16 protein-coding genes and 1 pseudogene are annotated in these 16586 nt (G+C 34.1%); 15 read left to right on the top strand and 2 right to left on the bottom strand.

Annotated elements, in window-relative coordinates; translation table 11 throughout:
* The first annotated feature begins 80 nt into the window (after positions 1–80).
* The 13 genes and pseudogenes from rsmD to KW2_RS11005 all read left to right on the top strand — a co-directional run bounded on the left by rsmD (position 81) and on the right by KW2_RS11005 (position 10089).
* Positions 81–620, top strand: coding sequence for a 16S rRNA (guanine(966)-N(2))-methyltransferase RsmD (rsmD, locus tag KW2_RS11045; RefSeq protein ID WP_021037975.1), 540 nt, complete (start codon positions 81–83; stop codon positions 618–620).
* A 47-nt stretch (positions 621–667) separates the two neighbouring features.
* Positions 668–1168 carry a pantetheine-phosphate adenylyltransferase gene (coaD, locus tag KW2_RS11040; protein ID WP_021037974.1) on the top strand — a complete coding sequence of 167 codons (501 nt, stop codon included), beginning with the start codon at positions 668–670 and terminating at the stop codon, positions 1166–1168.
* The gene (locus tag KW2_RS11035) at positions 1152–2183 is read left to right on the top strand and encodes a SepM family pheromone-processing serine protease (RefSeq protein ID WP_021037973.1); all 1032 of its coding nucleotides are present in this window, start codon (positions 1152–1154) and stop codon (positions 2181–2183) included. Before coaD ends, KW2_RS11035 begins: the two co-directional genes overlap by 17 nt.
* Before the next feature lie 319 nt (positions 2184–2502).
* Entirely contained in the window at positions 2503–2616 is a 114-nt protein-coding gene (locus tag KW2_RS11990) for a KxxxW-cyclized peptide pheromone (protein WP_011836076.1), read from the top strand.
* A gap of 195 nt (positions 2617–2811) precedes the next feature.
* Complete coding sequence (kwcM, locus tag KW2_RS11030) at positions 2812–3936, top strand: KxxxW cyclic peptide radical SAM maturase (protein WP_021037971.1); 1125 nt, start codon at positions 2812–2814, stop codon at positions 3934–3936.
* On the top strand, positions 3933–5069 hold the full coding sequence (locus KW2_RS11025) for an MFS transporter (protein WP_011836074.1): 1137 nt from the start codon (positions 3933–3935) through the stop codon (positions 5067–5069). Before kwcM ends, KW2_RS11025 begins: the two co-directional genes overlap by 4 nt.
* 51 nt (positions 5070–5120) lie before the next feature.
* The gene (locus tag KW2_RS11020; protein WP_021037970.1) at positions 5121–5978 is read left to right on the top strand and encodes an Rgg/GadR/MutR family transcriptional regulator; all 858 of its coding nucleotides are present in this window, start codon (positions 5121–5123) and stop codon (positions 5976–5978) included.
* 70 nt (positions 5979–6048) lie between these two features.
* Entirely contained in the window at positions 6049–6192 is a 144-nt protein-coding gene (locus KW2_RS12185; RefSeq protein ID WP_155723358.1) for a hypothetical protein, read from the top strand.
* A 48-nt stretch (positions 6193–6240) separates the two neighbouring features.
* On the top strand, positions 6241–7305 hold the full coding sequence (locus KW2_RS11015) for a radical SAM/SPASM domain-containing protein (protein ID WP_021037969.1): 1065 nt from the start codon (positions 6241–6243) through the stop codon (positions 7303–7305).
* Entirely contained in the window at positions 7302–8543 is a 1242-nt protein-coding gene (locus KW2_RS11010) for an MFS transporter (protein ID WP_021037968.1), read from the top strand. The genes KW2_RS11015 and KW2_RS11010 overlap by 4 nt, the downstream gene beginning before the upstream one ends.
* Positions 8544–8655: 112 nt before the next feature.
* Positions 8656–8757: pseudogene (locus KW2_RS12300) on the top strand (radical SAM/SPASM domain-containing protein); the annotation flags it as partial.
* The gene (locus tag KW2_RS12345; protein ID WP_268871478.1) at positions 8747–8875 is read left to right on the top strand and encodes a hypothetical protein; all 129 of its coding nucleotides are present in this window, start codon (positions 8747–8749) and stop codon (positions 8873–8875) included. The pseudogene KW2_RS12300 and the gene KW2_RS12345, both read left to right, overlap by 11 nt.
* Entirely contained in the window at positions 8872–10089 is a 1218-nt protein-coding gene (locus KW2_RS11005; protein ID WP_041168664.1) for an MFS transporter, read from the top strand. Before KW2_RS12345 ends, KW2_RS11005 begins: the two co-directional genes overlap by 4 nt.
* A gap of 141 nt (positions 10090–10230) precedes the next feature.
* On the opposite strand, the gene adhE is transcribed toward KW2_RS11005, so the two are convergent.
* Both adhE and KW2_RS10995 read right to left on the bottom strand, forming a co-directional pair.
* A complete protein-coding gene (adhE, locus tag KW2_RS11000) occupies positions 10231–12942 on the bottom strand; it encodes a bifunctional acetaldehyde-CoA/alcohol dehydrogenase (protein WP_021037966.1) in 2712 nt (903 codons plus the stop codon).
* 254 nt (positions 12943–13196) lie between these two features.
* Positions 13197–14222 carry a lactonase family protein gene (locus tag KW2_RS10995; RefSeq protein WP_011836068.1) on the bottom strand — a complete coding sequence of 342 codons (1026 nt, stop codon included), beginning with the start codon at positions 14220–14222 and terminating at the stop codon, positions 13197–13199.
* 392 nt (positions 14223–14614) lie between these two features.
* Here KW2_RS10995 and rpsB point away from each other — a divergent pair, with 392 nt between their 5' ends.
* Both rpsB and tsf read left to right on the top strand, forming a co-directional pair.
* Positions 14615–15382 carry a 30S ribosomal protein S2 gene (gene rpsB, locus KW2_RS10990; protein ID WP_011836067.1) on the top strand — a complete coding sequence of 256 codons (768 nt, stop codon included), beginning with the start codon at positions 14615–14617 and terminating at the stop codon, positions 15380–15382.
* Between the two features lie 121 nt (positions 15383–15503).
* On the top strand, positions 15504–16532 hold the full coding sequence (gene tsf, locus KW2_RS10985) for a translation elongation factor Ts (RefSeq protein WP_011677206.1): 1029 nt from the start codon (positions 15504–15506) through the stop codon (positions 16530–16532).
* Positions 16533–16586: the final 54 nt, after the last annotated feature.

Genomic DNA, 16586 nt, shown 5'->3' with positions numbered 1-16586 from the left:
TTTTACTGACAGAACGATTGGACCAAGCCTGACAGGACGATTCGGCTCTTCATTTAAACTTTTGTGATATAATTATTTTCATGAGAGTAGTTTCAGGAAATTATGGCGGAAGACCGCTGAAGACATTGGCAGGAAAAACAACAAGACCAACCACAGATAAAGTCAAGGGAGCCATTTTTAATATGATTGGCCCTTATTTCGACGGAGGTCGTGTCCTTGATTTATTTGCAGGGTCAGGAAGTTTGGCAATTGAAGCCGTCTCAAGAGGAATGGATCATGCCCTTCTTGTTGAAAAAGACCGAGCAGCTCAACAAGTCATTTTGGAAAATATCAAGATGACGAAAGAGCCTGAGAAATTTCAATTATTAAAAATGTCAGCAGAGCGTGTTTTGACAAATCTGTCTGAAAGTTTTGATTTAGTCTTGTTGGATCCACCCTACGCTAAAGAACAAATTGTTGAAAACTTAGAACTTTTGCAAGAAAAAAATTTACTGACAGAAAAGGTAATTGTTGTCTGTGAAACAGACAAGGAAGTTGAACTTCCTGACCAAATCGGGAAATTAGAGTTGACTAGGCAAAAAACTTATGGAATTTCTAAAATATCAATTTATGAATTTTGACATTTACTGACAGAAATTCTGTCAGTAAATTAAGAAAGAAAAAAGTAATGACAGAAAAAATTGGACTCTTTACAGGAACTTTTGATCCACTGACAAATGGCCATTTAGATATTATCAAACGTGCTAGCCAGCATTTTGATCAACTTTATGTTGGAATTTTTAAAAATGACCAGAAAAATCCACTTTTTCCAACGGACAAACGAGTGGAAATGCTAGAAGAAGCACTGACAAATCTGTCAGTAAATCATAAAGTTAAAGTCATCAAACATGAACGTGATTTGACAGTAAATATCGCAAAAAAACTTGGTGTGACGGCTCTGGTTCGTTCTTTACGTAATAGCCAAGATTTAGAATATGAAAAAAATATGTTCTATTTTAATCTGGAGATGACGGGTATTGAAACCATCTTCTTTCTAGCAAAACCAGAACTTGAACCGCTAAATTCAACAAGAATGCGAGAATTACATGCTTTCGGGCAAGATGTCAGCGCTTGGGTTCCAGAAAATGTGAGTCGTGAATTAAGGAAATTAGATGAAGAAAAAAAATAAAAAAATCAGTCCCAAATTAAAATGGGGCATCTCTATTGGTCTGATTATTGTCGCTCTCCTTGTTTTAGTGTATCCAACAAATTACTATGTGGAAATGCCTGGAACAACCGAGCCATTAGGGAAAATGGTCAAAGTCGAAGGAAAAAAAGATGAGCACAAAGGTGACTTCTTCCTTACTACCGTTCAAATTGCGCGCGCTAATCTTGCCACAATGATTTACAGTCATTTTAATAGTTTTACAAGCATTTACAGTGAACAAGAAATGACCGGTGGCCTTAATGATGCGCAGTTCAATCGTGTCAACCAGTTTTACATGGAAACGGCACAAAATACAGCCGTTTATCAGGCATTCAAGTTGGCAAATAAACCCTATGAACTGAAATATGAAGGGGTTTATGTCCTTGATATTGCTAAAAATTCGACTTTTAAAAATAAATTGGAACTTTCGGACACGATTACAGCAGTCAATGGGGAAGAATTTAAATCAAGTGCAGATATGATTGCTTACGTTTCGAAGCAAAAAGTCGGCGATTCAGTTACCATTGAATATACACGGATTGATGGCAGTAAGCACAAGTCTACTGGAAAATATATCAAAATCGCTAATGGAAAAACTGGAATCGGAATTGGACTAGTTGACCATACTGAAGTAGTCACAGACCCAAAAGTTACAGTCAATGCAGGTTCAATCGGTGGACCATCTGCCGGAATGATGTTTACACTAGAGATTTACAGTCAGTTGACAGGTAAAGACTTACGTGGTGGTCGCGAAATAGCAGGAACTGGAACGATTGAACATGATGGAAGCATTGGCCAAATCGGCGGTGTTGATAAAAAAGTAGCTACTGCTAGCAAAGAAGGCGCAAAAGTTTTCTTAGTTCCTGACTCAGGCACCAAAAAAGAAAGCAGCAATAACTATCTTGGAGCCAAAGCAGCCGCTAAAAAATTAAAAACGAAGATGAAAATTGTTCCCGTCAAGACCATTCAAGACGCTTTAACTTATTTAGAAAAATAAAAACTACTGACAGCTTTTCTGTCAGTAATTTTTTTATCGGATATTTTTGGAATATATGACAAAAGATAAATAAAATAAAATTTTTTAAAAAAAGTTTAGGATTGAGATTTTGAAAGTAAAACTGGAGATAATGTGAGAAACTTGGAATTAGAAAAAGAATTATAATCTAGTAAAAACAAAGGTTTCTGGCGAGTTCAACACTTAATGAAGTTTTGGCATATATTCCAAATGATATTTTTACTATCAATATTTTTGCTAAGATAATAAGTACTAATTGGTTTAAAGATTAGTGCATATTTATATTTAAAGGAGATTTATTATGCAAAAAGAACTTAAAGAACAATCAACCAAACCAGAGCTTTTGGCAATGCTTAAAAATGTATTGGAAAATAGTTCAATGGCTAAAGGAGATGGATGGGCTGCTAGCAAATAAAATTTGATAGCAGAATTGGCGACATTTAGTCGCCTTTTTTTGAGTAATATTTAGAAAGGATGTTAATATGTATGTTTTATCAGATGAATTATTATTTAGAGTTGAGAAAAACGGCGGAATTTTAATAAATAAAAATAATTTTAGCAGATTAGAATTGTCAGAAAGTGAGTCTATTTTTTATCTTTAGTAAAAGAAATGGGAAAAGAAAAAGCATTTAACGAATACATAAAATATTTTAGTGCTGATTCTCTAACAAAAATTTTACGAGAAAAAATTTATAGAGAAGGAGAGATAAAAGAAAAAGGTATATCTTCTTTATCAATTATTAATAAAATACAAAGTAAAATTAAAGAGCTAAAAAAACTAAATCAAATCAGTTTTCCACTAGAGTTAGTAATTTATCCTAGTATGTATTGCAATCTTCATTGTGGCTTTTGCTTTCTTGCAAACAGAGAAGATGAAAATGTTCATCTTGCAGATGATTGGAAAAAGGTTTTAAGTCAAGCAAAAGAAAATGGAATTTTGTCATTTTCTATATTAGGTGGTGAGCCAACAAAATATAAAGACATAGATAATCTTTTAAAAATCATTGATTCATTGAAAGTAGTGACAACAATAACAACAAACGGGCAAGAGATAAAAAAATCAACAATAGATATTATTTGCCAATCTGATTATATTACCCCAGTTATATCTCTTGAATCAATAGATGATTTTAAAAATTTTGAACTCATGGGTACAAGGTCAAAAAGAGGAATAGAATTAATAAAGCTTTTTCATGAAAGAAAAAAGAAAGTCAGATTAAATACGGTTTATTCTAATCAAAGTGAGGAGGATATTGTGGAGCTTTTGAAGTTTGCGATTAAAAACGAAATTGACCGTTTTTCTATTGCGGACTACTCCGAAGTGACTGGTTTTACAAAAATAACAAAAATTTACAATATATCAGACCTGAGAAAATTAGAAGAAAAAGTTCGAAGATATCTACTAGATAATAAAATAGATAATTTCAATTTTTCAGTTGAAGGATGTTTTTATTTTACGGCTTTTCCAGAGTTAATTGAGGAAGGGGAAAATTTATCGGAGTTTGAAAATATGTATTTTGGTTGTAGAGCAAAGTATACTTCCAATGCTTTTCATCAAACATTGGATGAAATATGGAAAAACGATTCAAATTATACAAAAGTTAGAGAATTTAAAACGGAAAATAAAGATTGTTTAAAATGTTCAATGTTAAAAATTTGCGAGGGGGGATGCTATCCCAAATTACAAAGAACATTAAATCCCAAGTTTACGAAAGATAAAACTTGTCAGTTATGAAAATCATAATCAAATACAAACAACTTTTTCTATTTAAACTCTTTTTATCCCTCCTTCCCTATTTTTTTATTAGCATATTAATTATGAATGCTTTAGGTTATAGTTATTCGGAAATTATGAGTATCAGTGCAATGACACAAATAGTGGCAGTCATTTTTAATTTTCCTCTTGGGATTTATGCGGAACAAAGAAATAGAAAAAAAGTATTATTACTTAATAATATTTTATCAATTAGTGCTTTTATACTCTTCTTATTTGAAAATTTTTATCTAGCAATCCTAGCTGCAGTTATACTTGGGGTATCAGAAGCCTTGTCCTCTGGAGTAATGCAAACTTTTTCTTATGAACAATTTCTGGATGATAAGACTTATCGAGAATATCTAGAAAAAAGTAACTTCATCCAATACCTTGCGGTAGCAGTAATGACTATTATCACACCAGCGATACTACAATTTAACCGTTTTTTACCAATCATCCTATCGATAGTATTTATCATTTTATCAACTATTTTTTTATGCTTCATAAAATCAGGAAAAAGAGAAGAGAAAAAACAAGAAAAAGTAAATCTTAGTCTAAGGATTTTGCAAAAAGAATTAAAAACCTCAAAAAGTCTAAGCCTGTTCGTTATATTAGGAATAACGATAACAACACTCATCATGTCTGCAAATAGTTGGAGTAGTATTTTATTAAAGTATCATCATTTTTCACTTAAATATTTAGGACTTATTTTGTTTATTTTTAATCTATGTATGGCAATTGGTAGTCGAATAAAATGGGGGAAAATATCCTTAGTTCTTTTCCTCCCCCTCCTATCCATTCTTTTGTTTTTCACAAAATCTTTATTTATGACAATTATCCTGTTTTCGGCTTTTAGATTGATAAATGGTAGCTATAACAATTTTTTCATTGGTGAATTTAATAAACGAATAAAAAATAATCGAGTAATTTTCTGGTCAATCTATGATACTTTTTTATCTTTCTGGTTTATTTTAGCTGATTTGTCAAGTGGTTTTATTTCACAAAATCTAACAGTTGAATTTATTTATTTAATCTTTGGTTCAATCTCCTTATTTATTTTTTTAATCTATATTTTGCTTAGTAGTAGTTTACAAGCTAAAAGTAAAGTTATATAATGACTTCAAATAATTTAAAAGATTTGGAATATACGACAAAGGGAAAATGAAATGGGAAAAAATTTAAAAACCGGAAAAATAATTGCTTTTATCAGAGAAACGAAGCATCTAAAATTAAAAGAAATGACTGGTGGCGATTTTTCAGAATCTCAGCTCGCAAAATTTGAAAAAGGAGAAACAGAGATTACGGTGGGTAAACTATTTACCGTTTTAGAAAACTCAAATGTCTATTTAGATGAATTTCAAAACCTTTATAACGAATATGAACAATCATATGAATACAACTACCGTCACGAGTTGGCTGTGGCTTATGCGCAAAAAAATATCAAAGTAATAAAGGAAATTCAAAGTTTTTGGGAAGAAAAATGCCAACAGAAATCTGATAATAAATTTTATCAGATTAATAAAATAGTGGTTAAAATCAACTTAGCAATGGCAAAAGGTTCTACTGTTTTTAAGGAAGATACTGACTTTTTGATGAACTACCTTGAATCTGTCAGCGAATGGGGACGCTATGAACTATGGATTTTTGGGAATTGTCTTCGACATTTTGATGATAATGCTTTAGAGTATTACGGAATGCAAATTTTAGGAAAAGCAAATTATTATCACTCAATTCATCTCAATCAACAGATAGTAATAAGAACATTTTTAAATCTTATTGATACTTGGTTACGTCGAGAAAACTTAATACAAGCTTTTAAATATATCAACCATTTAAAAGAAATAGGAATAAGTATCAATTTTTTCTATGAAAAAATCCTCTTTGAATATCACAAAGCTCATTATAAGGTATTGCAAAAACAAAACGGAGCGATAGAAGAAATGAAAAAACACGCGCAAACTCTTGCAGATTATGGTTTCCCACTAGAAGCAAAAGCACTTTTTGAAGAAATTGAAAAATTATAGGGCTTTGAAAAACCTAGAAAAACCTAGATACTTTTAGGCGCGAGAAGTATTCAGGAGAAAGGAATTTAAAATGTCAAAAGAAGAAAAACGTACTATACTTTTTGGTAAGAGCGAAACACGCATTGTTTCACAGGAAGTTGCTTGGAATAATGATTCTGCCTGTCTTCCTCTTCTTGAAATTATTGAAGCTAAAACAGAAAAAAATGTTGCTTAAGAAAATGAAGGTCAAAGAATTCTTTGGCCTTTTATGAAAGGAAAAGTTATGCAAAAACCTTTTACAGGATTACATTTTGAACTCACAAATCAGTGCAACTTACGGTGCACGCATTGCTATAATATTGACTACTTAGATTCTTCTGACGATGATATTGATATTAAGACTATTAAAAAAATCATTGATAAATCGCTTGAAATTGGTTGTAGGGATATTGGTTTTTCAGGTGGGGAGCCGTTCATGAGAAAAGATATTATGGAACTGATTACTTATTCAAAAGATCATCCTATACATATTCTGACGAATGGTATGCTTATATCACAAAAAATAATTGACGAGCTCAATGCAGTTAAAGATTTACTTATTGAGTTTAGAATAAGTATTGACGGCTTAGAAAGCCATAAAAATATTCGTGGTGTTCCTTACAAATATGCGCTCAATGGAGTAAAACGATTGTTGGATAATGGATATGTTACTACTATCAATACTATGATTACCAATGAAAACATTGATGAACTTATGGAGATGTACGATTTATTTAAAGATATGGGTGTTGATAGATGGCGTCTTGGATTTATTTTTGGACAAGGTAATGCAAGTAAAAATAGCTTGAAATTTGATGGGACAAAAGAGCAATTTTTTAAAATCAAAGCGCTTATCGTCAAACACATGAAAGAACCAGAGGTATTTGAGTTGGACGTCAGTAAACTCTATCGGTCTGGAATTTTTGAGGGAGCACATCTTGTTCAATATGATTTGGATAGTCGTCCATGCTCTTATCAAGGAGCACTTACTGTTCGTCCTAACGGAGATGTAACTTATTGTCCCTCTTTGGATATATCTTATGGAAATATTTTAACAGACCCTATAGATAAGATTTTGAATAATCCAGAATGGCTAAAAGTTTATAATTTTACTCCGCGTCAACTTCCACAGAAATGTCAAAAATGTGAATTTTTGAAATATTGTGGGGGTGGTTGTCGAGCAGATAGCTATTATGATACTAATAATCTATATAGCTACTCCGAACTAACTTGCAAGCTTGCTGAATTTTACGCACATGAAATTTATCCACTAGTTTCTCCAATAATGCCGGAGCCTTTCATTATATGAAAATAAAAAACAAAAACATACTTTGGGCGCTATCGGCTTGCTTTTTTGGAAGCTTTGCGGGACAATTTTTGAGCTTTGGTATTGGATTAATTATTTTATTAAAATCAAGGTCCGCATTGATTTTTGGGATATCACAGTTCTTAGGGCCAGTTGTTTGCTTCATTTTTACTAAACAAATGAAAAATATCTTAGAAAAGTATAAGGTCTCGTCAATTCTGAAACTCTCTCTTTTTTCTACAACGATTATCTCTCTATTAATTGGATTTTCTTTATGGATTATTTCTAACCAAAATTTTTTATTTCTTATGGTAATTTTACTTTTAACACTTAATGCTATTTTTAATCAAATGTTCTCTGTTTCATATAATATCTCATGTAAATTCCTAGTAAGCTCTGAAGCAGAAGTTAAAAGGTTAAAATCATTAGAAGAAGTTGTAGGAGCTATTGCACTTATTATCAGTCCTCTTTTGGCCGCTACATTATTTACGATATTAAATTCCACAGTTTATATTATTCTTAGTGCTGCCATTGATTTTATTACTCTTTTTATGGTTTCACGCTTAGTATTTTTCAACAAAGAATACGAGCCTGATACGGAAATTAATGATTCTGGTAGTCTATTAAATACTACTAAAAACAATGATTTTATTGTGCGTAGGCAAACCTCTCTTTTTATAATCGTACCAACTATAATATCTATTGGATTTTCTTCAATTAATGTTGGTTTACCATTTATCCAAATTGATAAATTATCATTATCTGCATTTCAATATGCCTTTACAAAAGTTTTGTGGGCCGTTGGGATGTTGATTTCGGGAGTATTTTTAATTAAAAATTTGAAAAAAGAGTCAAAATTAGCAGATTTTGCCAAATCAATTCTTATAATGGGGGCAATCGTAATGTTGTTTTCAGTATCCCTCCTTATGAAATTTTTCCCACCATTTTTATCTATTAGTTTGTTTAATTTATTTTTTGCGATAATTATTGTTAGATATCGAGTGATTCTATCCGTAAATACTCTAAATAATTTTTCAGAGAGTGCATTAAACAATATTCTGACAAAGCAAAAAAATTATGACCAGCTTTTCAGAGCAGTAAGTGTCATGTTGTTTGGCTATCTTTATGATAGAGTACCTTTCACTGATGTTTTCTTATTGACTGCTGTTTTGATGATAATAGCGGGGTTATTTTACATGAAGATTTTAGACCTAAGACATGATTCATATAAAGTATATTAAAACAGGCTAGTATAGGTATAGGTGAACTGATGTTTCTTAGCAGTAGTGAAATATATGAGAAATCATTATAGGCGCTGATGGTTTTCTCTTTTCTTGTATAGAAGCTGTTGGTATGAATGAGTTTAGGCAAGCTCACGTTAATGATTACGGTTCTGCAATGTTTGAGATTATTCGCTCCCAAGCACAGAATATAGGATATGCTTATGATACTTGTGATAGCTGCGAGTTTCTTCCAAATTGCGACGGGGGCTGCTACTATAAAAGAAGTCATGACGATTTTGTCTGTCCTAAAAGTGACTTTGAAAATGATAGTTTATGGAGGAAGTCAATGAATCAAATATTCAACTGGCAAAAAATATTATTTATAAATAGAATATTTTTTGATGATACATTCATAACAGTAGTAGAGGTAATATTTTTTAGTATGTATTTAAAACTTTCTTTTCCGAATTTCTCAAGAATTATGGGCTTGTGTTTACTGTTTTCTCTATTAGTTCAAATTCCAACGGGTTATTTATCAGATAAATTTAATAGAAAATTGATGCTAATAATAGGAAATGGGGCAGAAATTATATGTCTTTTAGTTTTACTTTTTCTCCCCTATCTGATTAAAGGTTCTTTATTTCTTCCGGTTCTATTTATAGAAATTTTAAGAACGGGAATGCTAGCTTTATCAAGTGGAAATTTTGAAGTTTTAATATTTGATATGTTTAAACAAGAACTAAAACCTGAAAGGGATTTTATGGAAAAATCAGCATCATATTTTTCCATAGGAGCGATTATAGCCGCAGTTTCTGGATTTTTTTCTACTGTTTTGTTCTCATATTTAGTAATTTTGCCACTTATATTGGATATATTGATAAAAATTATCAAATTATTGCTCACATTTTTTATACCTTCGGAAGAAAGAACAAGCCATAAAAGAATTGAGGATAAAAATAATAAGAATAGAGAAAAAGTAAATCGATTAAATTATAAATTACTATTTCTATTATTGTCATTAGCAATTTTATTTTGTATTTCGAGGGCAACTTTTTCACTCTATCAACCAGTCATGACTTCGCTAGATATTCCCCTGTATTACTATGGCGTTCTTATCATGATAGTAAACTTAGCAATATTTGTTTTTTTGAGGATTTTGAAAAATAGAGTATCTTTATTTAGACTTTCGAAATTACTTATTATTTCCCTTGGAGTTCTTGTTTTTCAAGGAGTCTTGATAAGTGAACGTTTTATATCAGGCAATTTTTTCCATTTTTTCATTATCGCAATAGTATTTTCAAGTATGCAGACTATCAGGCTGTTTTCAGAAGGGTTATCTTCTTATTTTATCAACACAGCGATTAGAGATAGGAAAGATAAAACAACTATTTTTTCTCTTTATTCTACAATAGCTCAGCTTTTATTATCCGCCTCTTTCTTCTTAATGGGAATTGTTCAAAAAGGAACAGAAAACTATTTGATGACTTATTTGTATATGAGTGCAATTTTTGCTTTAATTATCATAGTTTTAGGCGTCTATGGAAAAGGAAAAAGATATGTTTAGAGATGATGAACTGTTTTTACCGATAAGGTTTATGAACTCAACTTCTGGTGCTAATTAATTACTGATTTATAATTAAGAATAATATATAAAAAAACACTCTGACGAATTCGTCAGAGCTTCTTATTTATTATCAAGTATAGATTAGTATTGATCCAACAACAACTTCTTAATCTCGTCAATACGAGGTTGACGTGGATTAGCAGGAGTACATTGGTCATCATAAACAAGGTCAGCCAATTTATCAAGTTCACGTTCAAGATGTGCTTTATCGACACCATTTCCTGACAGAGTGATGTTAATGTCAATGCTGTCAGTCAATTTCTTAAGTTCAGCAACCAAGGCTTTGACCGCTTTTTCATCTGAATCTTCTTTGCCAGCAAATCCCATGAAGCGTGAAATTTCAGCGTAGTCTTCTTGCGCACGATAAGTTTCATAACGTGGATAAGGCGTACGTTTCACGTTTCCTGTCACTGCGTTAAATTTAATGACGTGTGGCATAGCGATGGCAATGGCGAGACCATGTGGAAGTCCAAATTCACCACCAATTTTATGAGCAAGTGAGTGGTTAATTCCAAGGAAAGCATTGGCGAAGGCCATACCAGCGAGTGTTGCAGCATTGTGCATGTTTTCGCGAGCTTTTTGACCTTCTTTGGTTGGATGAGCTGGGTCATAGTGATAAGACTCAGTCAAGTTTTCAAAGATAAGTTTGATGGCTTGAAGTGATATTGGTTTTGTATAGTCAGAAGACATGACAGAAACATAAGATTCAAGCGCGTGTGACATAGCATCAATCCCAGACCAAGAAACAGTACGTTTTGGTACAGTCATAACAAACTCAGGGTCAACAATGGCAACTTGAGGTGTCAATTGATAGTCAGCAAGTGGATATTTAACGTGAGTTTCATCATCAGTGATAACCGCAAATGGAGTCACTTCAGAACCAGTACCAGAAGTAGTAGGGATAGCAACCATTTGTGCTTTGTGTGGGTGGTAGAATTTGATAATACGTTTACGAATATCAACAAATTTTTGAGCTAACTCTTGGAAGAGCTCTTTCAAACTTGCGTCATCGGAAAGGTCAGCCTCACCACGAGCATCATATTCATAAATCAAACGTCCAATCTTACCAGCATCAAGGGCAGAACCACCACCAAGACAGATGACAGTGTCAGGTTCAAATTGTTTCATTTGACGAGCGATTGCAATGGCTTCGCTCAAAGTTGGGTCAGGTTGGACTGAGCCATAAATGCTTGTTTCAACTTGAGTTGGGCGGATAGCAAGTTGTTCCAAAACTTTATCAACGAAACCGAATTTAACCATACCAGGGTCGGCAACAATGAAAGCTTTGTGGACGTGTGGCAATTCTTGTAAGTAAGAAATTGCATTTTTTTCGTAGTAAATTTCTTTTGGCAAACGAACCCATTGAGGGCGATTACGACGTTTAGCCACTGTTTTAACATTCAATAGATCGTATGTACTCAAATTGTGTGAAAGTGAATTTTTCCCCCATGAACCAGTTCCGAGCGTCAATGATGGACGCATTGCATCAGTATAAATATCTCCGACCCCACCGATAGAGTCAGGTTGGTTAACGAGGATACGAGAAGCTTCGACTTTAATTCCGTATTCTTTGACAAATGGGTCGTCCATTGCACCGATTTGAATGGCAGCGTTGTGACCAGCTCCTTGGTAAGCAAGTAAGCTACGGACAATTTCAATTCCTTCTTCACGTGTTTCTGATTTGTAGATTGAAAGCAAAGGAGAAAGTTTTTCAGAAGAAAGAGCTTCCCCAATATTTTTCTTATCAAGTTCAAAAAGAAGAACATCTTTATCTTTAGGGACTTTAACACCAGCTTGTTCAGCAATCCATTGACCAGAACGACCAGCAACAGGACCAGTTACACCAAAACCTTCACCAGCACGTTCAACGAAAACAAAACTTTCAATTGCCTTGTAATCTTTTTTAGGAACCATATAAGCGCCTTGTGCTTGCATTTTAGCGACAAATTCATCATAGATTGATGCATCAATAACTGCAGAGTTTTCAGTCGCACAAATCATTCCGTTATCAAAACGTTTTGAAAGCAAGAGATCTTCAACAGCACGATCGATATTTGCAGTTGCATCAACGTACACTGCACCGTTACCAGCACCTACACCAAGTGAAGGATTACCAGACTTAAGCGCGGCATTGACCATACCTGGACCACCAGTTGCAAGAATTGTAGCAATTCCTCTATTTTGAATCAAAGCAGTCGTCATATCAAGACTGGGTACTTCAATCCATTGAATGAAGTCTTCAGGTGCACCTGCTTCAATAGCAGCATCATAAACAATTTTAGCTGCATGGCTTGAGCATTTTTGTGCTTGTGGGTGAAAGGCAAAGACAATAGCATTACGTGTCTTTGCAGCCAATAAAGATTTAAAGATGGCTGTTGATGTTGGATTAGTTGTTGGGACAATACCAGCAAGTACTCCAAGGGGGCTTGCGATTTCAACAGAACCAGCAACTTTGTTTTCAGCGATAACGCCAACTGTTTTATCATTTTTGATTGCATTATAAACAGATTCAGAAGCAAAATGGTTTTTTGTATCTTTGTCCTCAACAACTCCGCGGCCAGTTTCATTAACGGCTTCGTGAGCGAGTTCCAGAGAATGTTTGCTTGCTGCAAGAGCCATTGCAGCAACAATAGTATCAACTTGAGTTTGTGTGTATCCTTCAAATTTAAGAACTGCAGCTTGAGCTTTTTTGACTAATTGATCAGTATAAGCGACAGCTTCTTGGAATTTTGCGGCTTTTTCTTCAGCGCTTAAAACTTTCTTTGCAGCTGGAGCGGCTTTTTTAGTTGCCATATGTGTACGTTCTCCTTTGTGATTTCATTCACTTTCTTTTACGTGAATAGTTTAACAAAGTTTTTTAAAGAAGTCAAGCGATATTGTGATGAAATTTACAAAAAAACTCATCAAACTTTTAGAAATCGCTTTATAAGCAAGGGTTTCAGACAAAAAAATATTGCCAATCCTTTTAAAGATTTGGCAATATTTTTTTGTCTGATTTAGTAAAACTTTGTGAAAAAACAAAAGCAAGATTTACTAAAGTTTAGTTTTTACAAAGGTAAAACACAAGTAATTTCAGGAGCGTAAAAGTCTTTTTGTTCTAACGTTAATGACCCTGTATTTTTATCTCTCAAGAAAAGAGTTAAATTATCAGACTCTTGATGAGCGACAATGATATAATCTTCGGTTTTATTAAAATTAAAATCGCGTGGAATATGACCTTCAGTCTTTGTCCAACCAATAGATTCTAATTTTGTTCCGAGAGGACTTACCTTGTAAATTGCTAAAGAGTCGTGCCCACGATTAGAAGCATAGAGGAACTTACCATCAGAAGAAATTCGAATAGCAGCTACTCCATTGGCTCCGTGATAGTCTTCAGGTAAGGTACTGATTGTTTGAAGACGAGCGAATCGTCCTTTTTCTTCATTATAGCTTAGAACTTCAATAGTTGAATTTAATTCTCCGACGAGATAAGCAATTTTTCCATTAGGATGGAAGCTGATGTGACGAGCTCCCATTCCTTTTTCGGCACGATAAATCGTAACGATATTGAGTTTACCTTCACCAATAACATCGTAAACAGTCACTTCATCTGTACCTAAATCACAAGTAACAAGACGACCATCTGGAGTTAAATCAGAGTAATGGACATGAGAACTTGCTTGCTCAGGTCGAGGACCAGAACCATTATGTTTAACTGTATCGGTTAATCTAAGGGAGCCATCAGCTTGAATTTTGTACACACGAACTTCACCCAAGTGATAGTTGGCACCATAAACGAGTTGACGTGCTTCATCAACAGCCACATAACACAAAGGGGCTCCAGTACTCGTTACATTCCCTAGGTGAGTTGTATTTTGACCATCGAAATCAAAGGCAGCAATTCCACCACCATTTCCATCAGCAGCACAAGTGTAGAGGTGCCCTTTTTGATCAAGAGTGATATAAGTTGGATTTTGAACCGCTGCAACTTCAGTTAAAGCCGACAATTCAGCTTTCTTGCTATCTAATAGAACACTGTAAACGCCTTTAGATACACGTTTAGTATAACCGCCTAAAAGGATTTTTTCTTTCATATTTCTCTCCTCACAAACTATTTTATTTACTATAATTATTTTATCACAAAAAAAGCGTTTTCAGCAAAAATATTAATTTTATTCTTAGAAAAAAATGTAAAAATCTCCCTTAAGGGGATTATATTGGCAAAAATATTCGTTAAATTTGTCAGACAACATTGAGATATAAAAAACAGAATAAAAAAAGTGGAGTAGGATAGCTTTCACTTACTCATATTGATAAAAGAAATAAATGAATAGATGCTTGCAAAAGTAGCTTAAACAATGTATAATGAGAGAGTTGCTATGCAACCATCTCGCATTTCGTCTCGACAAAGTCGTAGTGTACGCAAGTATTGCGGCTGCGGATGACAGATGAAAGAGGAAAAACTATTTTAAAAGGAGACATTAACATGTCAGTTATTTCAATGAAACAACTTCTTGAAGCTGGTGTTCACTTCGGTCACCAAACTCGTCGTTGGAACCCTAAAATGAAACCATACATCTTCACAGAACGTAATGGTATCCACGTTATTGACCTTCAAAAAACTGTAAAACTTGTTGACGATGCTTACAACTATGTAAAAAACGCTTCACAAGAAGGCGCAGTAGTTCTTTTTGTTGGTACTAAAAAACAAGCTGCTGAAGCAGTAAAAGAAGAAGCTCTCCGCGCTGGTCAATACTACGTAAACCACCGTTGGTTGGGTGGTATGCTCACTAACTGGAATACAATCCAAACACGTGTGACACGCCTTAAAGAAATCAACAAAATGGAAGAAGAAGGAACTTTCGAAGTATTACCTAAGAAAGAAGTAGTTCTTCTTAACAAAGAACGCGAACGCCTTGAAAAATTCATCGGTGGTATCGCTGATATGCCTCGTATTCCAGATGTTATGTACATCGTTGACCCACATGCTGAACAAATCGCAGTAAAAGAAGCTAAAACTTTGGGAATCCCGGTTGTAGCAATGGTTGATACAAATGCAGATCCAGAACCAATTGACGTAGTTATTCCTGCAAATGATGATGCTATCCGTGCTGTTAAATTGATTACAGCTAAAATGGCAGACGCTATCATTGAAGGACGTCAAGGTGAAGATGCAGCGGAAGATTTCGTTGCAGAAGAAGCAGCTTCAGAAGAATCACTTGAAGAACTTGCTGAAATCGTTGAAGGTAAATAATTTTAACTTCAACTTATACTAAATTAAGTAACTACAACAGGCGAGGCCTTACGCCTCACCTGTTTTTTTAAATAAAACTACTGTCAATATTGACAGAATAAACACATAGGAGATTTACAAAATGGCAGTAACAGCAGCTCAAGTAAAAGAATTACGTGAAAAAACTGGTGCAGGAATTATGGACGCTAAACGTGCGCTCGTAGAAACTGACGGAAATATGGAAGCAGCAGCAGAACTTCTTCGTGAAAAAGGAATCGCTAAAGCAGCTAAAAAAGCTGACCGCGTTGCCGCTGAAGGACTTACAGGGATTGCTGTAAATGGAAATGTTGCAGCACTTGTTGAGTTGAATTCAGAAACAGACTTTGTTGCGAAAAATGACCAATTTGTTGCTTTGGTTAAAGAAACTGCAGAACTTCTTGCGGCTAGCAAACCAGCAAACAATGAAGAAGCATTGGCTATCAAAACAGCTTCAGGCGTAACTCTTGAACAAGAACTTGTTCAAGCAACTGCAACAATCGGAGAAAAAATCACTTTCCGTCGTTTTGTAGTAATTGAAAAAACTGATGCGCAACACTTTGGTGCATACCAACATAACGGTGGTAAAATTGGGGTTATTTCAGTTATCGAAGGCGCTGACGAAACACTTGCTAAACAAGTATCAATGCACATTGCCGCTATGAACCCAACAGTTCTTTCTGCTGATGAACTTGATTCAGAATTTGTAAAAGCTGAATTAGCACAAATGAACCACAAAATTGATGAAGACAACGCTAGCCGTGTACTCGTTAACAAACCAGAACTTCCACATCATGAATATGGTTCTAAGAGCCAATTGACAGAAGAAGTTCTTGCAGCAGCAAAAGCTTCATTTGAAGAAGAACTTAAAGCTGAAGGCAAACCAGAAAAAATCTGGGACAAAATCCTTCCAGGTAAAATGGCTAAATTTATCGTTGACAACACAAAAGTTGACCAACAATTTGCTCTTCTTGCACAACTTTACATCATGGATGATAGTAAAACTGTTGAAGCTTTCCTTGAATCTAAAGGTGCTAAAGCAATTGCATTCACACGTTTTGAAGTTGGTGAAGGAATTGAAAAAGCTGAAACAGACTTCGCAGCTGAAGTTGAAGCAGCAAAAGCAGGACTTTAATTTAATAAAAGGAGCAACCAAATTAGTGGTTGCTTTTTTTTTGAAAAAGAAAAA

This window comes from Lactococcus cremoris subsp. cremoris KW2 (assembly GCF_000468955.1).
Taxonomy (GTDB): Bacteria; Bacillota; Bacilli; order Lactobacillales; family Streptococcaceae; genus Lactococcus; species Lactococcus cremoris.
The sequence above is the reverse complement of the archived record's forward strand: the minus strand, read 5'-3'. Positions and strand labels throughout refer to the sequence as shown.